The organism is Pelagerythrobacter sp. Soil_C_18 (genome assembly GCF_057657235.1).
Map to the genome: position 1 here is coordinate 209,215 of NZ_JBDGIU010000006.1, position 15,280 is coordinate 224,494.

Genomic DNA, 15,280 nt, shown 5'->3' on the forward strand with positions numbered 1-15,280 from the left:
CTCAGACGCCGGCGCTCCACAAGTGGCCTGAGACCCCCGCCTTCGCGGGGGCTCGCGCTACCTATCCCACGGGCCTCCGCGCCCGCAGCGCCTGCGCCAGCGTGCCTTCGTCGAGGTAGTCGAGCTCCCCGCCCACGGGCAGTCCGTGCGCGAGCTGGGTCACGCGCACCGGAAACTCCTCGAGCCGCTCGGCGAGGTAATGCGCGGTGGTCTGACCCTCCAGCGTGGCGTTCATGGCGAGCACGACCTCGTCCACCCCGCCCTGCCCGACGCGTTCGAGCAGCGCGCCGATCGTCAGGTCCTCCGGCCGCACGCCGTCGAGCGCGGAGAGCCGCCCGCCGAGCACGTGGTACTTGCCGGTAAACAGCTTCGCCCGGTCGAGCGCCCAGAGGTCGGAGACGTCCTCGACCACGCAGATCGCGCGCGGATCGCGCCGGTTATCGGCGCAGATGCCGCACGGCGCGCGCGTATCGATATTGCCGCAGGTCGGGCATTCGACCAGCTTGTCCCGCACTTCGGCCATGGCGCCGAGCAACTGGTCCAGCGCCGTTTCGCGCCGCTTGAGCAGCCACAGCACCGCCCGCCGCGCCGAGCGCGGCCCGAGCCCAGGCAGCCGCGCGAGCGCCGATGCGAGGTTCTCGATCTCTTGCGATGCCATGAGGCGGGAGATAGGGCCTGCGCTCCCGCAACGAAAGGTGGCCGCCGGGCTTATGCGCATCGTCTTCATGGGAACGCCCGATTTCGCCGTCCCCGCCCTCGCGGCACTGGCGGAAGCGGGGCACACGCTGGTCGCGGCCTATACCCAGCCTCCGCGTCCCGCGGGCCGGGGCAAGAAGCTCCAGCCCTCGCCCGTCCAGCGCGAGGCGGAGGCGCGCGGCATTCCCGTGCGCTACCCCGCGTCCCTGAAATCGGCGGAGGCGCTGGCGGAGTTCGCGGAGTTCAAGCCGGAGGTTGCGGTGGTCGCCGCCTACGGGCTGATCCTGCCGCAGGCGGTGCTCGACGTGCCGACTTTCGGCTGCCTCAACATCCACGCCAGCCTGCTGCCCAGATGGCGCGGCGCGGCGCCGATCCAGCGCGCGATCCTGGCGGGTGACGCGGTGACCGGGATCACGATCATGCAGATGGAGGCCGGGCTCGACACCGGCCCGATGCTCGCCACCGCCCGCACCCCGGTCGACTACAAGACCGCGGGCGAGCTGACCGAGGAACTGGCCGAGATCGGCGCGCACCTGATGACCGGCACGCTGATCGATCTGCCCGCGCTCCAGCCCGTGCCGCAGGACGATCTGCAGGCGACCCATGCCCCCAAGATCGACAAGGCCGAAGCGCGGATCGACTGGACCGGCGACGCCGAAGCGATCGAGCGCCAGATCCGCGCCATGGCCCCCTTTCCCGGCGCCTGGTTCACGCTCGGCGGCGAGCGGATCAAGGTTCTGAAGGCCGACGTGGTCGCGCGTGAGGGAAAGCCGGGCACGACTCTCGACGACGAACTCACCATCGCCTGCGGCTACGCCGCGCTCCGCCCCGTCCGCATCCAGCGCGCGGGCAAACCCGCGATGGACGTCGCGGCGTTCCTGCGCGGCCGCGCCGTGCCCGCAGGGACCATGGTGGAATGATCCCGACGACGCGCAACACCGGAGCCGACCGACCATGAAGACGCCGACCTTTCTCCGCATCCTTCCGGCCGCCGCGATCGGCCTTGCCGCGCTGGCGCATGCGAACGCGGCGCAGCCGGACGCGCCGAGCCCGGTGGTCGAGCGGTTCGGCGTCAACCTCGAACGTTTCGAATATCCGTGGCCGATCGAGACGATGCCGGTCCAGATCGGCGATAGCGCGGGGCAGATGGCGTTCATGGACGTCACCCCGGATAAACCGAACGGCCACAGTGTGGTGCTGCTGCACGGCAAGAACTTCTGCGGTGCGACCTGGCAGGACACGGCCGAGGCGCTGCTCGCCGCCGGCTACCGCGTGCTGATCCCCGACCAGATCGGCTTCTGCAAGTCCTCCAAGCCGCGCGAGGCGCAGTACACGTTCGCCATGATGGCCGGCTTCACGCGCGCGCTGATGGAACGGCAGGGGATCGCCGACGCCGCGGTGGTCGGCCATTCGACCGGCGGTATGCTGGCGATGCATTTCGCGCACATGTATCCCGGCGCGGTCCGCCAGCTCGTGCTGATCAACCCGCTGGGGCTGACCGACCGGATGGCCGAAGGGGTGCCTTACGTGCCGCTGTCGAAGCTGGTCGAGCAGGAGCGGGCCAAGGGCTACGACGAAATCCGCAAGTACCAGCTCGATACCTACTACCACGGCCAATGGGAGCCGCGCTACGACCGCTGGGTGCGGATGCTGGCGGGCCAGTACGCCAGCGGCGATGCCGTCGCCTACGCACAGGCCAAGACCAGCGAGATGATCCTGACGCAGCCGATCTCGCAACATCTGGAGCGCCTGACCATGCCGGTCACGCTGATGGTGGGGATGCTGGACACGACCACCTTCGGCAAAGGCCAGGCCCCGCCGGACGTACAGCGGCGGCTCCGCGCGATACCGGCCCTCGCGCCCGATGCGGCGCGCCGGTTCCCCGATGGCGAACTCGTTACATTCGAGGATCTGGGCCATTCGCCGCAGGTCGAGGCGCCCGAGGTGTTCGAGCCGCGCCTGCTCGAAGCGCTCGCCCGCGCCGACTCGCGCTGATCCCCACGGCATGACCCGCTTCGCGCTCACGCTCGAATTCGACGGCACGCCGTTCATGGGCCTGCAGCGCCAGCCGCACGGGCCAAGCGTGCAGGCATCCGTCGAGCGCGCCGTCCATGCGGTGACGGGCGAGCACGCGACGCTCCATTCCTCGGGCCGCACCGACACCGGCGTCCATGCGCTCGCCATGCGCAGCCATGTCGACATCGAAAAGCCGTTCGAGCCGTTCCGCCTGATGGAGGCGCTGAACGCCCTCCTCCGCCCCGATCCGATCGCGGTGATCGGGTGCGAGATCGTGCCCGACGACTGGCATGCGCGCTTCTCGTGCCTAGGGCGCGCCTACGAGTACCGCATCGTCAATCGGCGCGCGCCGCTTACGCTCGACAAGGATCGCGCGTGGCAGGTGCCGCAGCCGCTCGATGCCGATGCCATGCACCGGGCCGCGCAGGCGCTGGTCGGCAACCACGACTTCACCACCTTCCGCTCGGCCCACTGCCAGGCGGCGAGCCCGGTCAAGACGCTCGACCGCCTCGCCGTCCGCCGCGCGGGCGAGGAGGTGTTGATCGAAGCGGAGGCCCGCAGCTTCCTCCACCACCAGGTCCGCTCGATGGTCGGCTGCCTCGCGCTCGTCGGCATGGGCCGCTGGCGGGAAAGGCAGGTGGCCGAGGCGCTGGCAGCGCGCGACCGGCAGCAGCTCGGCCTCAACGCGCCGCCGAGCGGGCTCTATTTCGTGCGCGCGGTCTATCCCTAGGTCTCTGCGCGCTGGCCATCATTCATAGTTTGGGTATGTTCAAAACGGGTCTCGCGCGGCGCCGCGAACGCCGCTAGACAGGGTTGCAAACCAAAACCGTTCATCCGAGGAGGCGCAGCCGCGGGCTGAGCCGTCTCGAGGAACCAGAGAGAGGAAACCGATCGATGACCACAACCGGAAAGCAGCTTTTCACCACCCTCGCGCCCGACGGCACGCTGACGGTGGAGGTCGCCGAGACGCAGTTCCCCGATCCGACCGGCAACCAGGTGCTGGTGAAGATGGAAGCCGCGCCGATCAACCCGAGCGACCTCGCGCTGCTGTTCGGCCCCGCGGACATCGACAACGCCGAGTTCTCGCCCGGCAAGCTCGTCGCCAATATGCCCGAACCGTTCAACTCGGGCGCCAAGGGCCGCCACGGGCAGCGTCTGCCGGTCGGCAACGAGGGCGCGGGTACGGTGGTTGCGGCGGGCGATTCGGAAGCTGCCCAGGCGCTCGTCGGCCAGCGCGTCGCCTGCGTGCCGGGCCACGCCTATTCGCAGTACGCGATCGCCGATGCCGGGATGTGCCTGCCGTTGGGCGACAACTCCGCGCGCGACGGGGCGAGCGCCTTCGTCAATCCGATGACCGCGCTCGGCTTCGTCGAGAATGCCAAGATGGACGGGCAGAAGGCGATCATCCACGCCGCGGCCGCCTCCAACCTGGGCCAGATGCTGGTGAAGATCTGCCAGGAAGACGGGATCGAGTTGGTCAACATCGTCCGCAAGCAGGAACAGGTCGATCTGCTCAAGGGGCTCGGCGCGAAGTGGGTCGTCAATTCCTCGGCTGACGATTTCCTGCCGAAGCTCTGCGAGGCGATCGACGCGACCGATGCTTACTACGGTTTCGACCCAATCGGCGGCGGCACCACGGTCGACGCCTGCTTCAAGGCGATGGAGCGCGTCGCGGTGTCCAAGATGAAGGACTACAACCGCTACGGCTCGAACCAGCCGAAGCGCATGTTCATCTACGGCCGGCTGGACCTCGGACCGACGATCCTCACGCCCAGCTACGGCTTCGGCTGGACCCTGTCGGGCTGGCTGCTGACCCCGTTCCTCGCGCAGGCGGGCGCGGAGACCATGGCGCGGATGAGGAAGCGCGTGCTCGACAACATCACGACGACTTTCGCCAGCCATTACAAGCGCGAAGTCACGCTCGAGCAGATGCTGGAGAAGGACGCGGCAACCGATTACCGCGCGATGAAGACGGGCGAGAAGTACCTGGTCACGCCCTGGGGCTAAGCGAATAGCCCTCTCCCCTTCAGGGGAGAGGGTTGGGAGAGGGGGGAATCGCGCGAGGCTTGCCGTATCGCACGCACGCCCTCAACTCCGGCTTTACCGCCGGTCGAACGCGGCCTGGATCGTGGCCGGATCGTCGATCCCGTTCGCCAGCAGCACCTGCAGCAATATCCGTGCCTTCTGCGGGTTGAGCGCACGCGCGGCGACGAAGCCGTTGGCGTCGTCCTCGGGTTCCCGGTCGACCAGCCCTTCGCTCAGGCGGCTTGCGCGCACGATCAGAACGCCGGATTCGCGCAGCCGCACGAGCTCGCGCCGCAAGGCTTCCGGCATGTTGCCCTCGCCCACGCCCGCGATCACCAGGCCGCGCGTCGTCTCGCTCGTCAGCCGCGCCGCCACGTCGGGGGCGATCCCGCCGTAGACGTAGAGGATCGGCACCTCGGGCAGCTCCGCGTGGTAGGCGTATTGCGCGCCCTCGCCCATGCGCCACGCCGCGCCGAACCAGTCGAGCGCGCTCGGCGTGACCAGCCCGACCGCGTCGCGCGGAAATCCCCGAAAGGCATCGGTGCCCCGCGTGCGGACCTTGCGCACGTCGCGCCCGGCGAACACCCGGTCGCCCATCACCACCAGCACCCCGCGCCCCGCAGCTTCACTATCACTGGCGACACGCGCGGCATTGGCAAAGTTCCGCAACCCGTCGTACCCCACCGCATCCGCCGGCCGCATCGCCCCGACCAGCACGACCGGTTTGGTCGTCGGCAGCGTCAGGTCGAGCAGAAATGCGGTCTCCTCCGCCGTATCGGTCCCATGGGTGACGATCACCCCTTCGCAGTCGGGATCGGCAAAGGCGGCAGAGATCTCCTCGTGCAGCCGCGTCCAGATCGCCGCGCCGATATCTTCGGAACCGATGTTGGCGATCTGCCGCCCGACCAGCCGCGCTTCCAGCCCGAGGGCGTCGACCTGCTCGAGATAGTCCTCCACCCCAATCTGGCCGGGGCGATAATCGTGCCGCAAGGCGGACCCCGCCACCCCCGCAATCGTGCCGCCCGTTGCGAGAACCAGAAGATGCGCCTGCGTCATGACCGGCCCCTAGACGTGCAGGCGCGCCATTCGCAATTGATTCTCGGCGACAGCACGCTAGAAGCGCCCGCACCGTGGGGCGGTTAGCTCAGCTGGTAGAGCATCTCGTTTACACCGAGAGGGTCGGCGGTTCGAACCCGTCACCGCCCACCACCGGATATCTCAATGTCGCTTTCAGCCGATCGCCCAGCCACGCGTACCGCCACCCGGCTGGCCTTCCTCGTCGCGGGGTTCGGGATGGCATGCTGGGCGCCGCTGGTTCCCTTCGCGAAGCTCCGCGTCGGTGTCGACGACGGCGAACTCGGCCTGCTGCTGCTCTGCATCGGCCTGGGCTCGATTTCCGCGATGATCGCGACGGGGCCGATCAGCGCCCGCTTCGGCAGCAGGCCGGTGATCCTTGCGGGCGGGCTCGCTCTCGCCGCAACCCTGCCGTTCCTTGCCCTCGCGGCCACCCCGGTCGCACTCGGTGCCGCGCTGTTCGTTTTCGGAGGCGCGCTGGGCTCCATCGACGTGGCGATGAACATTCACGCGGTGGAGGTGGAACGCGCGGCCGCTCGCCCGCTGATGTCGGGCTTTCACGCGCTCTTCAGCATCGGCGGTTTCGCCGGAGCGGCGCTGATGACGGCCTTCCTGACCGCCGGCCTCCACCCCGTCGCCGGAACGCTCGTTTTCGCCGCGCTGATCGTTCCCGCGATACTCATCGCGTCGCCGCGACTGCTTCCCGCCACGGCCGCGGAGAACGAGCCGCTCTTCGTCCGCCCCCGCGGCGTCGTGCTGCTCCTGGCGATACTCGCGGCCGCAACCTTCCTGGTGGAAGGGGCGATGCTCGACTGGAGCGCTCTCCTGATCGCTGAGGAGGGGCTGGTCGCGCGCGATCAGGCAGGCCTCGGCTACATCCTCTTTTCCATCGCCATGACGATCGGCCGGCTGGGCGGCGACAGACTGACGGCCAGGATCGGCGACCGGTCGACGCTCATCGGCAGCGGCACGCTCGCGGTCGCGGGACTGGTTGTGCTGCTGACCGCCTCCGCGAGCGCGGTGGCGCTTGCCGGTTTCCTTCTCGTCGGGTTCGGCGCTTCCAACATCGTGCCCGTGCTCTTCCGGCGCGCCGGCTCTCAGGAGACGATGCCGCCCGCGCTGGCCATCGGCGCGATCACCACCATGGGCTATGCGGGAATCCTCGCCGGGCCAGCCGTGATCGGGTTCGTCGCACACGGCGTCGGCCTGTCGGCCGCATTCTGGATGCTCGCCGGCCTCCTTTGCCTCGTGCCTTTGTCGGCAGCAGTCGTGGCGAAGGGCACTCGCTGAACGGCTAGCTTGCTTCCGCGATCGCCTCGCGCACGTCTGCACTAGACCAATCGTATTCGCCAACGACGCGCCAGACCTCCCGGCCGCTGGCGTCGTAGAGCACGGTGGTCGGCAGGCTCTGGCTTTCGAGCGCGAAGCCGAGTTCGAGCTTCGGCTCGATCCACGGCTCCAGATGTTCGAACTGCATCTGCGCGAAGAAGGGCTCCACCTTCTCCGCACCGCCCATGTCCTGGCTGACGGTGATGACGCGCAGCGATTCGCCGTACTCCGCCGCCAGATCGTCGAGCTGCGGCATTTCCTTCACGCACGGCGCGCACCATGTCGCCCACAGATTGAGCAGCACCGGCGTCCCCTGCGCCGCCGCGAGGTTGAGCTGATTGCCTGCCGGGTCCGAGACGGTCAGGGCCGGCATCAGCTCGCCCGCGCGGCTGCGGTCGATCACGCTCGACAAGTCCGCCTTGTCCGCCGCCAACGCGCCGTCGCCTTGCGCGTCCTCGGGCGCTTGCCTATCGCAGCCGGCAACAACCAGGGCCAAGGCGATTATCGTGAGCGAAAAGCGGGACGACAGGGACGGCGACAAGGGCGGTTCCAATGCGATGTGGGGCGGCAGGTTCGCCGAAGGCCCTAGCGCGATCATGCGCGAAATCAACGCTTCCATCCCGTTCGACAAGGCGCTCTGGCGTCAGGACATCGCCGCCAGCAAGGCGCACGTCGCCATGCTTGCCGCGCAGGGGATCGTCTCGCAGGCCGATGCGGCGGAGATCGCGCGCGGTCTCGACGCCGTCGCCGCCGAGTATGAGGCGAACGGGGTTCCCGAGAACTGGGACCTCGAAGACATCCACATGACCACCGAGAGCCGCCTCGCCGAACTGATCGGCCCGGCGGCGGGGCGGCTGCACACGGCCCGCAGCCGCAACGATCAGGTGGCGACCGATTTCCGGCTCTGGGTGCGCGAGGCCATGGAGCAGGCCGACGCGGGCCTGGCCGAATTGCAGCGCGCGCTCGTCTCGCGGGCGGGCGAGCATGCGGGCAGCGTCATGCCCGGTTTCACGCACCTGCAGACTGCGCAGCCGGTGACGCTCGGCCATCACCTGATGGCCTATTACGAGATGGTGCGCCGCGACCGCAGCCGCTTCGCCGATGCGCGCGCGCGGCTCAACGAATGCCCGCTCGGTTCGGCTGCACTCGCGGGGACGGGCTTCCCGATCGACCGCCAGGCGACCAGCGGGGCGCTCGGCTTCGACCGCCCGACCGCGAACAGCCTCGATGCGGTGTCCGACCGGGATTTCGCGCTCGATTACCTGCAGGCGGCCGCGCAGTGTTCGCTGCACCTCTCGCGGCTGGCGGAGGAGATGATCCTCTGGGCCAGCCAGCCCTTCGGCTTCATCCGCCTGCCCGATTCGCTCAGCACCGGCAGCAGCATCATGCCGCAGAAGAAGAACCCCGACGCGGCCGAGCTCGTGCGCGGCCATGCGGGGCGGATCGTCGGCTGCCTGACCTCGCTGACGGTGACGATGAAGGGCTTGCCGCTCGCCTATTCGAAGGACATGCAGGACGACAAGCCGCCGGTGTTCGAGGCGGCGGGCCTGCTCGCGCTGTCGATCGCGGCCATGACCGGCATGGTTGCGGAGAGCCGGTTCGATACGGCGCGCATGCGCGCCGCGGCCGAGCTCGGCTATGCCACCGCGACCGACCTCGCCGACTGGCTCGTGCGCGAGGCGGACATTCCGTTCCGCGAGGCGCACCATATCACCGGCGCCGCGGTCAAGCTGGCCGAACAGCGCGGCGTGGCGCTCGACCGGCTCTCGCTGGAGGACCTGCAGGCGATCGACGCGCGCATCGGCGACGGCGTGTTCGCCGCGCTGTCGGTCGATGCCTCGGTCGCGGCGCGCGCCTCCTATGGCGGGACGGCGCCCGATCAGGTAAGACAGCGCGTGGCCGAAGCGCGCGCCGCGCTCGGCATGGAGGAATGATGCGCCGGATCCTCGCACCGCTCGCCCTCGCCGCCGCCCTCGCCGGCTGCGGGCAGAAGGCCGACCTCGAGCCGCTGGCCGGGCAGTCGCTGCCACCCGCACCTTACGGCAGCGAGGTTCGCCCGACCTCGGAAGACCTGCTCGCGCTCGACCCGCAAGCCGCACCCGAGCGCAGCGTCGAACTGCGCAAGCGCTCCGAAGAGCGCGAGGACGATCCCTTCGACCTGCCGCCGGAATAACGCCTTTCACCCGGCCGGAAGGGCCTGCCTTTCCCCTTTCAAGCAAGGCTTGCTCGACTGCCGCATGCGCACCCGCTAAGCGCCCGCGCATGGACCATTTCCAGCTCAAGAACGGCGTGCTGCACGCCGAGGACGTGCCGCTTCCCGCGATCGCCGAAGCCGTCGGCACGCCCGTCTACGTCTATTCGCGCGCCACACTGGTCCGCCACGCCCGCGTGTTCCGTGAGGGGCTGTCGGCGCTCGACCGGCCGCACCTCGCCTTCGCGGTCAAGGCGAACCCCAATCTCGCGGTGCTCAGCGTGCTGCAGAAGGAAGGCTATGGCGCCGACGTCGTTTCCGGCGGCGAGCTGACCCGCGCGCTGGCGGCCGGGATGGCGCCGACCGATGTGGTGTTCTCCGGCGTCGGCAAGACCCATGCCGAGCTCGTCCAGGGGCTCGAATCCGGGATCGGCCAGTTCAACATCGAGTCCGAGGAAGAGGGCTACGAGCTCGCCGCGGTCGCGCGCCGCCTCGGCAAGACCGCGGCTTGCGCGCTGCGGGTCAACCCGGACGTCGACGCGCGCACGCACGAGAAGATCTCGACCGGCAAGCGCGAGAACAAGTTCGGCGTCCCGCTCGACCGCGCCGGCGCGATCTATGCCGCGCTGGCGGCGGAGGACGGGCTCGATATGCGGGGCGTGGCCGTGCACATCGGCAGCCAGCTCGGAGATCTCGAACCGCTCGAAAGCGCCTTCACCAAGCTCGGCGCGCTGATCGGGGAACTGCGCGCGGCGGGGCTTTCGGTCACGCATGCCGACCTCGGCGGCGGTCTCGGCGTGCCTTACAAGCCGGGCGACATCATGCCCTCGCCGGCGGACTACGGCGCGATGGTCGCGTGGGTGACGAAGGGGTGGGACGTACGTCTCACCTTCGAGCCCGGGCGCGTAATCGCGGGCAACGCGGGCATTCTGCTGACGCGCGTGATCCGCTCGAAGCGCAGCGGCAACGGGCCGCCCTTTGTGATTGTCGACGCGGCGATGAACGACCTCGCCCGCCCGGCGATGTACGGCGCCTGGCACGATATCGAGGCGGTCACGCCGAGCGGGAACAGGATGACCTCGCACGTCGTCGGCCCGATCTGCGAGACCGGCGATACTTTCGCGATGGACCGCGAGATCGACGCGCTGACGGCCGGCGATCTCGCCGTGTTCCGCACCGCGGGCGCCTACGGCGCGACGATGGCGAGCAGCTACAACAGCCGCGGCTTCGTGCCCGAAGTGCTGGTCGACGGCGACAGGTTCGCGGTCGTCGCGGACCGCATTCCGGCCGACGCGATCATGGACGCCGAACGGGTGCCCGACTGGCTATGACGAGCCTGCCGCTCTTCCACCGGGTCGCGGGCGAGCGTGTGGTCGTGCTCGGCGACGGCGATGCGGCGGAAGCGAAGCGGCGGCTGGTCGAGCGCGCGGGCGGCCTGTGCTGCGGCGAGGCGGAGGCGCATCACGCGCGGCTCGCCTTCGTCGCGCTCGACGACGCACAAGAGGCCCGAGCGGCGGCCATGCGGCTGAAGAGCAAGGGGCTGCTGGTCAACGTGACCGACCGGCCCGAGCTGTGCGACTTCACCGTGCCCAGCGTGCTCGACCGCGATCCGGTGCTGGTCGCGGTGGGGACCGGCGGCGCCTCGGCCGGGCTGGCCAAGCACTTGCGGCTGCGGCTCGAAGCGCTGCTGCCGCCCTCGCTGGGGCGGTTGGCCGAGGGGCTTTACGCGGCGCGCAATGCGATCCGCGGCCGCTTTCCGGATGCCGCCGATCGCCGCCGTGCGCTCGACGCGGCGCTGGCGGAAGGCGGGGCGCTCGACCCCTTGGAAGAGGACGCGGCCGAACGAATCGAGGGATGGCTGGAGAGCGCCGCCGACGGCGCCGCCGACTCCCGCACCGAAATCGTGCTCACCAGCGACGACCCCGACGATCTGACGCTGCGGCAGGCGCGGCTGCTGGGTGAGGCCGACGCGATCCTGCACGATGCCGACGTGCCCCTCGCGATCCTGAACCGTGCGCGCGCCGATGCCGTGCGTCAGCCTCTGCCCGGTAATTTTTCCGGCCATGGACACACTGTCATCCTGCGCCGAACGGCGACGGGTTGATCTTCACGAACCGCGTGGCTAGGCCCGGCCCGTCATCTGGGGAGTAGCCGACCGCCTACCCAGGCGGGCCTGCGCGTCAACATACTCGGCCGAGAGGCCGTGGCGCACGGGGGACGGGACACCGTTCGGGCGAGACCAATGGCATGGCACCCCGCCTGGCCGGGCGCGCGGTGCGATGCCGTTCGTCTTGTCCGTGCCCGGCCCCGGAGATCTGCCTTGGAAGCCTTCCTGACGTCGACCGCGGTCGTCGCCCTCGCCGAGATCGGCGACAAGACCATGCTGCTCGCGATCGTGCTCGCGGCGCGGTTCAAACGGCCGCTGCCGATCGTGCTCGGCATTCTCTTCGCGACGCTCGCCAACCATGCCTTCGCCGCATTCCTCGGTGAGGTCGCCAGCTTCCTGCTCGACGGGATCTGGTTCCGCTATCTGGTCGCCGCCTCGTTCATCGTCATGGCGGCGTGGACGCTCGTGCCCGACAAGCTCGACGAGGACGAGGCCCCGAAACCGGCCCGCTTCGGCGCGTTCCTGACGACACTGGTCGCCTTCTTCCTCGTCGAGATGGGCGACAAGACACAGGTCGCCACGATCGCCCTCGGCGCGCAGTTCCAGAGCGTGCTGATCGTCACCGCGGGCACCACTCTCGGTATGATGATCGCGAACGTTCCGGCGGTCTTCCTCGGCAACGCCCTGATCGCCCGCGTACCGCTAGGCGCCGTGCGGATCGCCGCCGCGCTGCTGTTCCTCGGAGTTGGTGTCTGGCTACTGCTAGAAACCGGGGGCTGGCTCTAAAATCGGACGGGGGAAGCGGCGATGGCAGAGCGAGGTGCAGAGACCTCTCAACGCCGCCTGACTCATTCGCACCTCCGGCGGAACTGAAGCAGGTCTTCGCCCCTCCCTGTCCTCCCGCGGACGCGGAGACCTCGGTCCGGCGGTGGATCTGGGCCCCGCATCCGCGGAGATGGCAAAGAGGAGCAGTAGAGCGGCCGCGCCTGGCACGGGCGTGCTGCGACGCATCGCCCAGCTCGAGGACCGCCTCGGGGGCGCAGAGGTTCGAAAAGCTGCCTTCGGGCTACCGCTTAACAAATTTCAGTCCAGTCTTCGGAATGCTGCCATTCTGGCGGGACGAGCGCTGATAGCCGGATGCCGCCGACAGAGCGGTCGTAGCGGATACGAAATCGGACTGTCGAAATCGACCGTTCATTCATCAGGTTTGAGTATGGGTTCGAATGGCGTGAAGCTGGGCCGCGACCTGACCGTCGGCTATTGAATAGAACGGTGGGCAAGCGGTCGTTCTTTCACGAGGACGTAGGATGCCCGCGCCCGACCGAATTGCGGACGCACCGCCAGTCAGACGTTTGCGTCTGGTGATGCAGCCCGTCGGCACAATTCCGGTCCGTTATACGTTGAGATTACGCGAGGCCTGACGCTGTACGTTCCAAGGCCTCTCAACCCGACGGGGATAGGCAATCCGGGGAAGAGAACGATGGCGCACACGCGCATCACGCCTAGCTTCGAGGTAAAACGGGGCATCGCCGCCATTTTGGCGATGTTGGCGTTCGCGCTTTTCGGGATTAGCGCCCCAGCGCCCGCCCAGGATCAACGCTCCGCAATCGTGCTCGAGGTCAAAGGCGCGATCGGGCCGGCGATGGCGGATTATGTGGCGCAGGGTCTGGCGCATGCGGCAAAAACGAATGCTCCGTTGGTGATCCTGCGCATGGACACCCCCGGGGGACTCGACACGTCCATGCGCGATATCGTCCGGGACGTCCTTAGATCGCCGACGCCGGTGGTGACCTATGTCAGCCCGAGCGGAGCCCGCGCCGCCAGCGCGGGTGCCTACATCCTTTACGCCAGCCATGTCGCCGCGATGGCGCCGGGAACAAACGTAGGTGCCGCAACTCCCGTCCAGCTCGGCGGCATGTCGCCGGCGCAGGAAGATAGGCAGGATAGCGAGCCGGCAGGCGAGGCCGAAGCACCCGAAAACGCTAGCGAAGCCAAGGCGGTAAACGACGCCGTCGCCTACATCCGCTCGCTCGCCGAACTGCGCGGCCGGAACGCAGATTGGGCCGAAGCGGCGGTGCGCACCGCCGACAGCCTATCTGCCAATGCGGCACTCGAGGGAGGCGTGATCGAGATCCTCGCTCGCGATTTCGATGATCTCCTCGCGCAGCTCGACGGCCGGAGCGTCAGCGCTGGGGGCCTGGAGCACACGCTTGAAACGAGCGAACTCGCTCTCACGCGTGTCGAGCCCACCTGGCGCACCGAGCTGCTTGCGGCGATCACCGACCCCAACATCGCGCTGATCCTAATGATGATCGGCGTTTACGGTCTGATGTTCGAGTTCATGAACCCGGGCGCACTGTACCCAGGAACCATCGGCGCCATCTGCCTGCTGGTCGGGCTCTATGCATTGGCAGCGCTGCCGGTGAACTATGCGGGAATCGCGCTCATCCTTCTCGGCATCGCCTTGATGACGGCGGAAGCGTTCGCGCCCTCTTTCGGCGTGCTCGGCATAGGTGGATTGGTCGCCTTTGTGCTCGGGACAACCATCGTCATCGACAGCGATGTGCCGCAGTTCCAGATCGGTTGGCCAGTGGTCGCCGGGATGGCGGCCTTCAGTGTCGGCATGACAGTGCTCATCGCGCGGCTTGCGGTGACCTCCCATCGGCGAAAAGTCACGAGCGGCCGCGAAGGGCTGATCGGTATGGTCGGTACTGTCGTGGATTGGAGCGATGAACGAGGGCACGTCTTCATTAATGGTGAACGTTGGCGCGCGACAGGCGTTGACACGATAGAAGCGGGCGATGTGGTCTGCGTCACTGCCGTGCGCAGCCTCACGCTGGAAGTCGAACCTGCAGCCAGCGGCGAACACGGCGGAACGGTACGGCCCGCGCAGCTCACGGAGGAATAGATGGAATATCTTGAGAACTACGCCCTCTACGTGCCGATAGTCATCCTCCTGTTCCTGTTCCTCCTGGCGGCGGTCAAAATTCTGCGCGAATACGAAAGAGGCGTGGTGTTCACGCTGGGCCGCTTCACCAGTGTCAAAGGGCCGGGCCTCATCCTGCTCGTCCCGATGGTGCAGCAGATGGTTCGGATGGACTTGCGCACTCTCGTGCTCGACGTTCCGACCCAGGACGTGATCTCGCGCGACAACGTGTCGGTGCGGGTGAATGCGGTGCTTTATTTCCGCGTCATCGACCCCGAAAAGGCGACGATCCAGGTCGAAGACTATATGTCCGCCACCAGCCAGCTCGCCCAGACCACATTGCGTTCGGTCCTCGGCAAACACGAGCTCGACGAGATGCTTGCCGAGCGCGACAAGCTCAATGCCGATATCCAGGAGATACTCGACTCGCAAACGGACGCTTGGGGCATCAAGGTCGCCAACGTGGAGATCAAACACGTCGATATTGACGAGTCTATGGTTCGCGCGATCGCTCGCCAAGCCGAAGCCGAGCGCGAGCGACGCGCCAAGGTAATCAACGCCGAGGGCGAGGCACAGGCGGCGGAGAAGTTGCTCGAGGCGGCGCGCATCCTTGGGCAGGCGCCCGAAGCCATGCAGCTGCGCTATCTCTCTACGCTCAATGTGCTGGCGGGCGAGAAAAGCTCGACGATCGTGTTCCCATTTCCCATGGAACTGCGCGATTTCTTCGCCGGTCGCCAGGCGAGGGAGGAAGCCTCCTGAGGCAGCACCTCGCGCACCGCCACTCCGCCGCGATCTGATGCCGTAAAATCCATCGGCAATGGCCAGGGAACCGAGCTTCAAATCAAGAGGTGCCTGGCTGAGCGCGGACCAACGCACCGATCGCTCTTCTGAAACGCTAGGTCCAGCTATGGGGCCG

At 68.1% G+C, this 15,280-nt stretch carries 15 protein-coding genes, 1 tRNA gene and 1 riboswitch; of the genes, 13 read left to right on the top strand and 3 right to left on the bottom strand.

The annotated features are described in order from the left end of the window. Positions 1-61 precede the first annotated feature (61 nt). Positions 62-658 carry a recombination mediator RecR gene (recR, locus tag AC3A5N_RS13760; RefSeq protein WP_487737886.1) on the bottom strand — a complete coding sequence of 199 codons (597 nt, stop codon included), beginning with the start codon at positions 656-658 and terminating at the stop codon, positions 62-64. A 52-nt stretch (positions 659-710) separates the two neighbouring features. Here recR and fmt point away from each other — a divergent pair, with 52 nt between their 5' ends. The 4 genes from fmt (at position 711) to AC3A5N_RS13780 (ending at position 4,719) form a co-directional block, all read left to right on the top strand. Then, positions 711-1,616, top strand: coding sequence for a methionyl-tRNA formyltransferase (gene fmt / locus AC3A5N_RS13765; protein WP_487737887.1), 906 nt, complete (start codon positions 711-713; stop codon positions 1,614-1,616). A gap of 34 nt (positions 1,617-1,650) precedes the next feature. Next, complete coding sequence (locus AC3A5N_RS13770; RefSeq protein ID WP_487737888.1) at positions 1,651-2,691, top strand: alpha/beta fold hydrolase; 1,041 nt, start codon at positions 1,651-1,653, stop codon at positions 2,689-2,691. A 10-nt stretch (positions 2,692-2,701) separates the two neighbouring features. After that, the gene (gene truA / locus AC3A5N_RS13775) at positions 2,702-3,442 is read left to right on the top strand and encodes a tRNA pseudouridine(38-40) synthase TruA (RefSeq protein WP_487737889.1); all 741 of its coding nucleotides are present in this window, start codon (positions 2,702-2,704) and stop codon (positions 3,440-3,442) included. A 164-nt stretch (positions 3,443-3,606) separates the two neighbouring features. Next, complete coding sequence (locus AC3A5N_RS13780) at positions 3,607-4,719, top strand: zinc-binding dehydrogenase (RefSeq protein ID WP_487737890.1); 1,113 nt, start codon at positions 3,607-3,609, stop codon at positions 4,717-4,719. A 93-nt stretch (positions 4,720-4,812) separates the two neighbouring features. On the opposite strand, the gene AC3A5N_RS13785 is transcribed toward AC3A5N_RS13780, so the two are convergent. After that, a complete protein-coding gene (locus AC3A5N_RS13785) occupies positions 4,813-5,793 on the bottom strand; it encodes an asparaginase (RefSeq protein ID WP_487737891.1) in 981 nt (326 codons plus the stop codon). A 77-nt stretch (positions 5,794-5,870) separates the two neighbouring features. Between AC3A5N_RS13785 and AC3A5N_RS13790 the strand changes: the two genes are divergently transcribed. Further along, positions 5,871-5,946, top strand: a tRNA-Val gene (locus tag AC3A5N_RS13790). A 12-nt stretch (positions 5,947-5,958) separates the two neighbouring features. Next, positions 5,959-7,101: an MFS transporter gene (locus AC3A5N_RS13795; protein ID WP_487737892.1), complete on the top strand. Its 1,143-nt coding sequence runs from the start codon at positions 5,959-5,961 to the stop codon at positions 7,099-7,101. A gap of 4 nt (positions 7,102-7,105) precedes the next feature. Here AC3A5N_RS13795 and AC3A5N_RS13800 read toward each other — a convergent pair whose 3' ends face one another. Next, positions 7,106-7,636 carry a TlpA family protein disulfide reductase gene (locus tag AC3A5N_RS13800; RefSeq protein WP_487737893.1) on the bottom strand — a complete coding sequence of 177 codons (531 nt, stop codon included), beginning with the start codon at positions 7,634-7,636 and terminating at the stop codon, positions 7,106-7,108. A 61-nt stretch (positions 7,637-7,697) separates the two neighbouring features. Here AC3A5N_RS13800 and argH point away from each other — a divergent pair, with 61 nt between their 5' ends. The 7 genes from argH (at position 7,698) to AC3A5N_RS13835 (ending at position 15,123) form a co-directional block, all read left to right on the top strand. Further along, positions 7,698-9,074 (top strand): argininosuccinate lyase, encoded by a 1,377-nt coding sequence (gene argH, locus AC3A5N_RS13805; protein WP_487737922.1) that lies wholly within the window; start codon positions 7,698-7,700, stop codon positions 9,072-9,074. Then, the gene (lptM, locus tag AC3A5N_RS13810; RefSeq protein ID WP_203112376.1) at positions 9,074-9,313 is read left to right on the top strand and encodes an LPS translocon maturation chaperone LptM; all 240 of its coding nucleotides are present in this window, start codon (positions 9,074-9,076) and stop codon (positions 9,311-9,313) included. Before argH ends, lptM begins: the two co-directional genes overlap by 1 nt. 89 nt (positions 9,314-9,402) lie before the next feature. Next, positions 9,403-10,662: a diaminopimelate decarboxylase gene (lysA, locus tag AC3A5N_RS13815; protein WP_487737894.1), complete on the top strand. Its 1,260-nt coding sequence runs from the start codon at positions 9,403-9,405 to the stop codon at positions 10,660-10,662. After that, positions 10,659-11,435 carry a precorrin-2 dehydrogenase/sirohydrochlorin ferrochelatase family protein gene (locus AC3A5N_RS13820; RefSeq protein WP_487737895.1) on the top strand — a complete coding sequence of 259 codons (777 nt, stop codon included), beginning with the start codon at positions 10,659-10,661 and terminating at the stop codon, positions 11,433-11,435. The genes lysA and AC3A5N_RS13820 overlap by 4 nt, the downstream gene beginning before the upstream one ends. A 25-nt stretch (positions 11,436-11,460) precedes the next feature. Further along, positions 11,461-11,562: riboswitch (yybP-ykoY riboswitch) on the top strand. An 89-nt stretch (positions 11,563-11,651) separates the two neighbouring features. Further along, positions 11,652-12,224 carry a TMEM165/GDT1 family protein gene (locus AC3A5N_RS13825; RefSeq protein WP_487737896.1) on the top strand — a complete coding sequence of 191 codons (573 nt, stop codon included), beginning with the start codon at positions 11,652-11,654 and terminating at the stop codon, positions 12,222-12,224. Positions 12,225-12,918: 694 nt separating this feature from the next. After that, positions 12,919-14,346: an NfeD family protein gene (locus tag AC3A5N_RS13830; protein ID WP_487737897.1), complete on the top strand. Its 1,428-nt coding sequence runs from the start codon at positions 12,919-12,921 to the stop codon at positions 14,344-14,346. Further along, positions 14,347-15,123, top strand: coding sequence for a slipin family protein (locus AC3A5N_RS13835; RefSeq protein ID WP_487737898.1), 777 nt, complete (start codon positions 14,347-14,349; stop codon positions 15,121-15,123). The last annotated feature ends 157 nt before the right edge of the window (positions 15,124-15,280 follow it).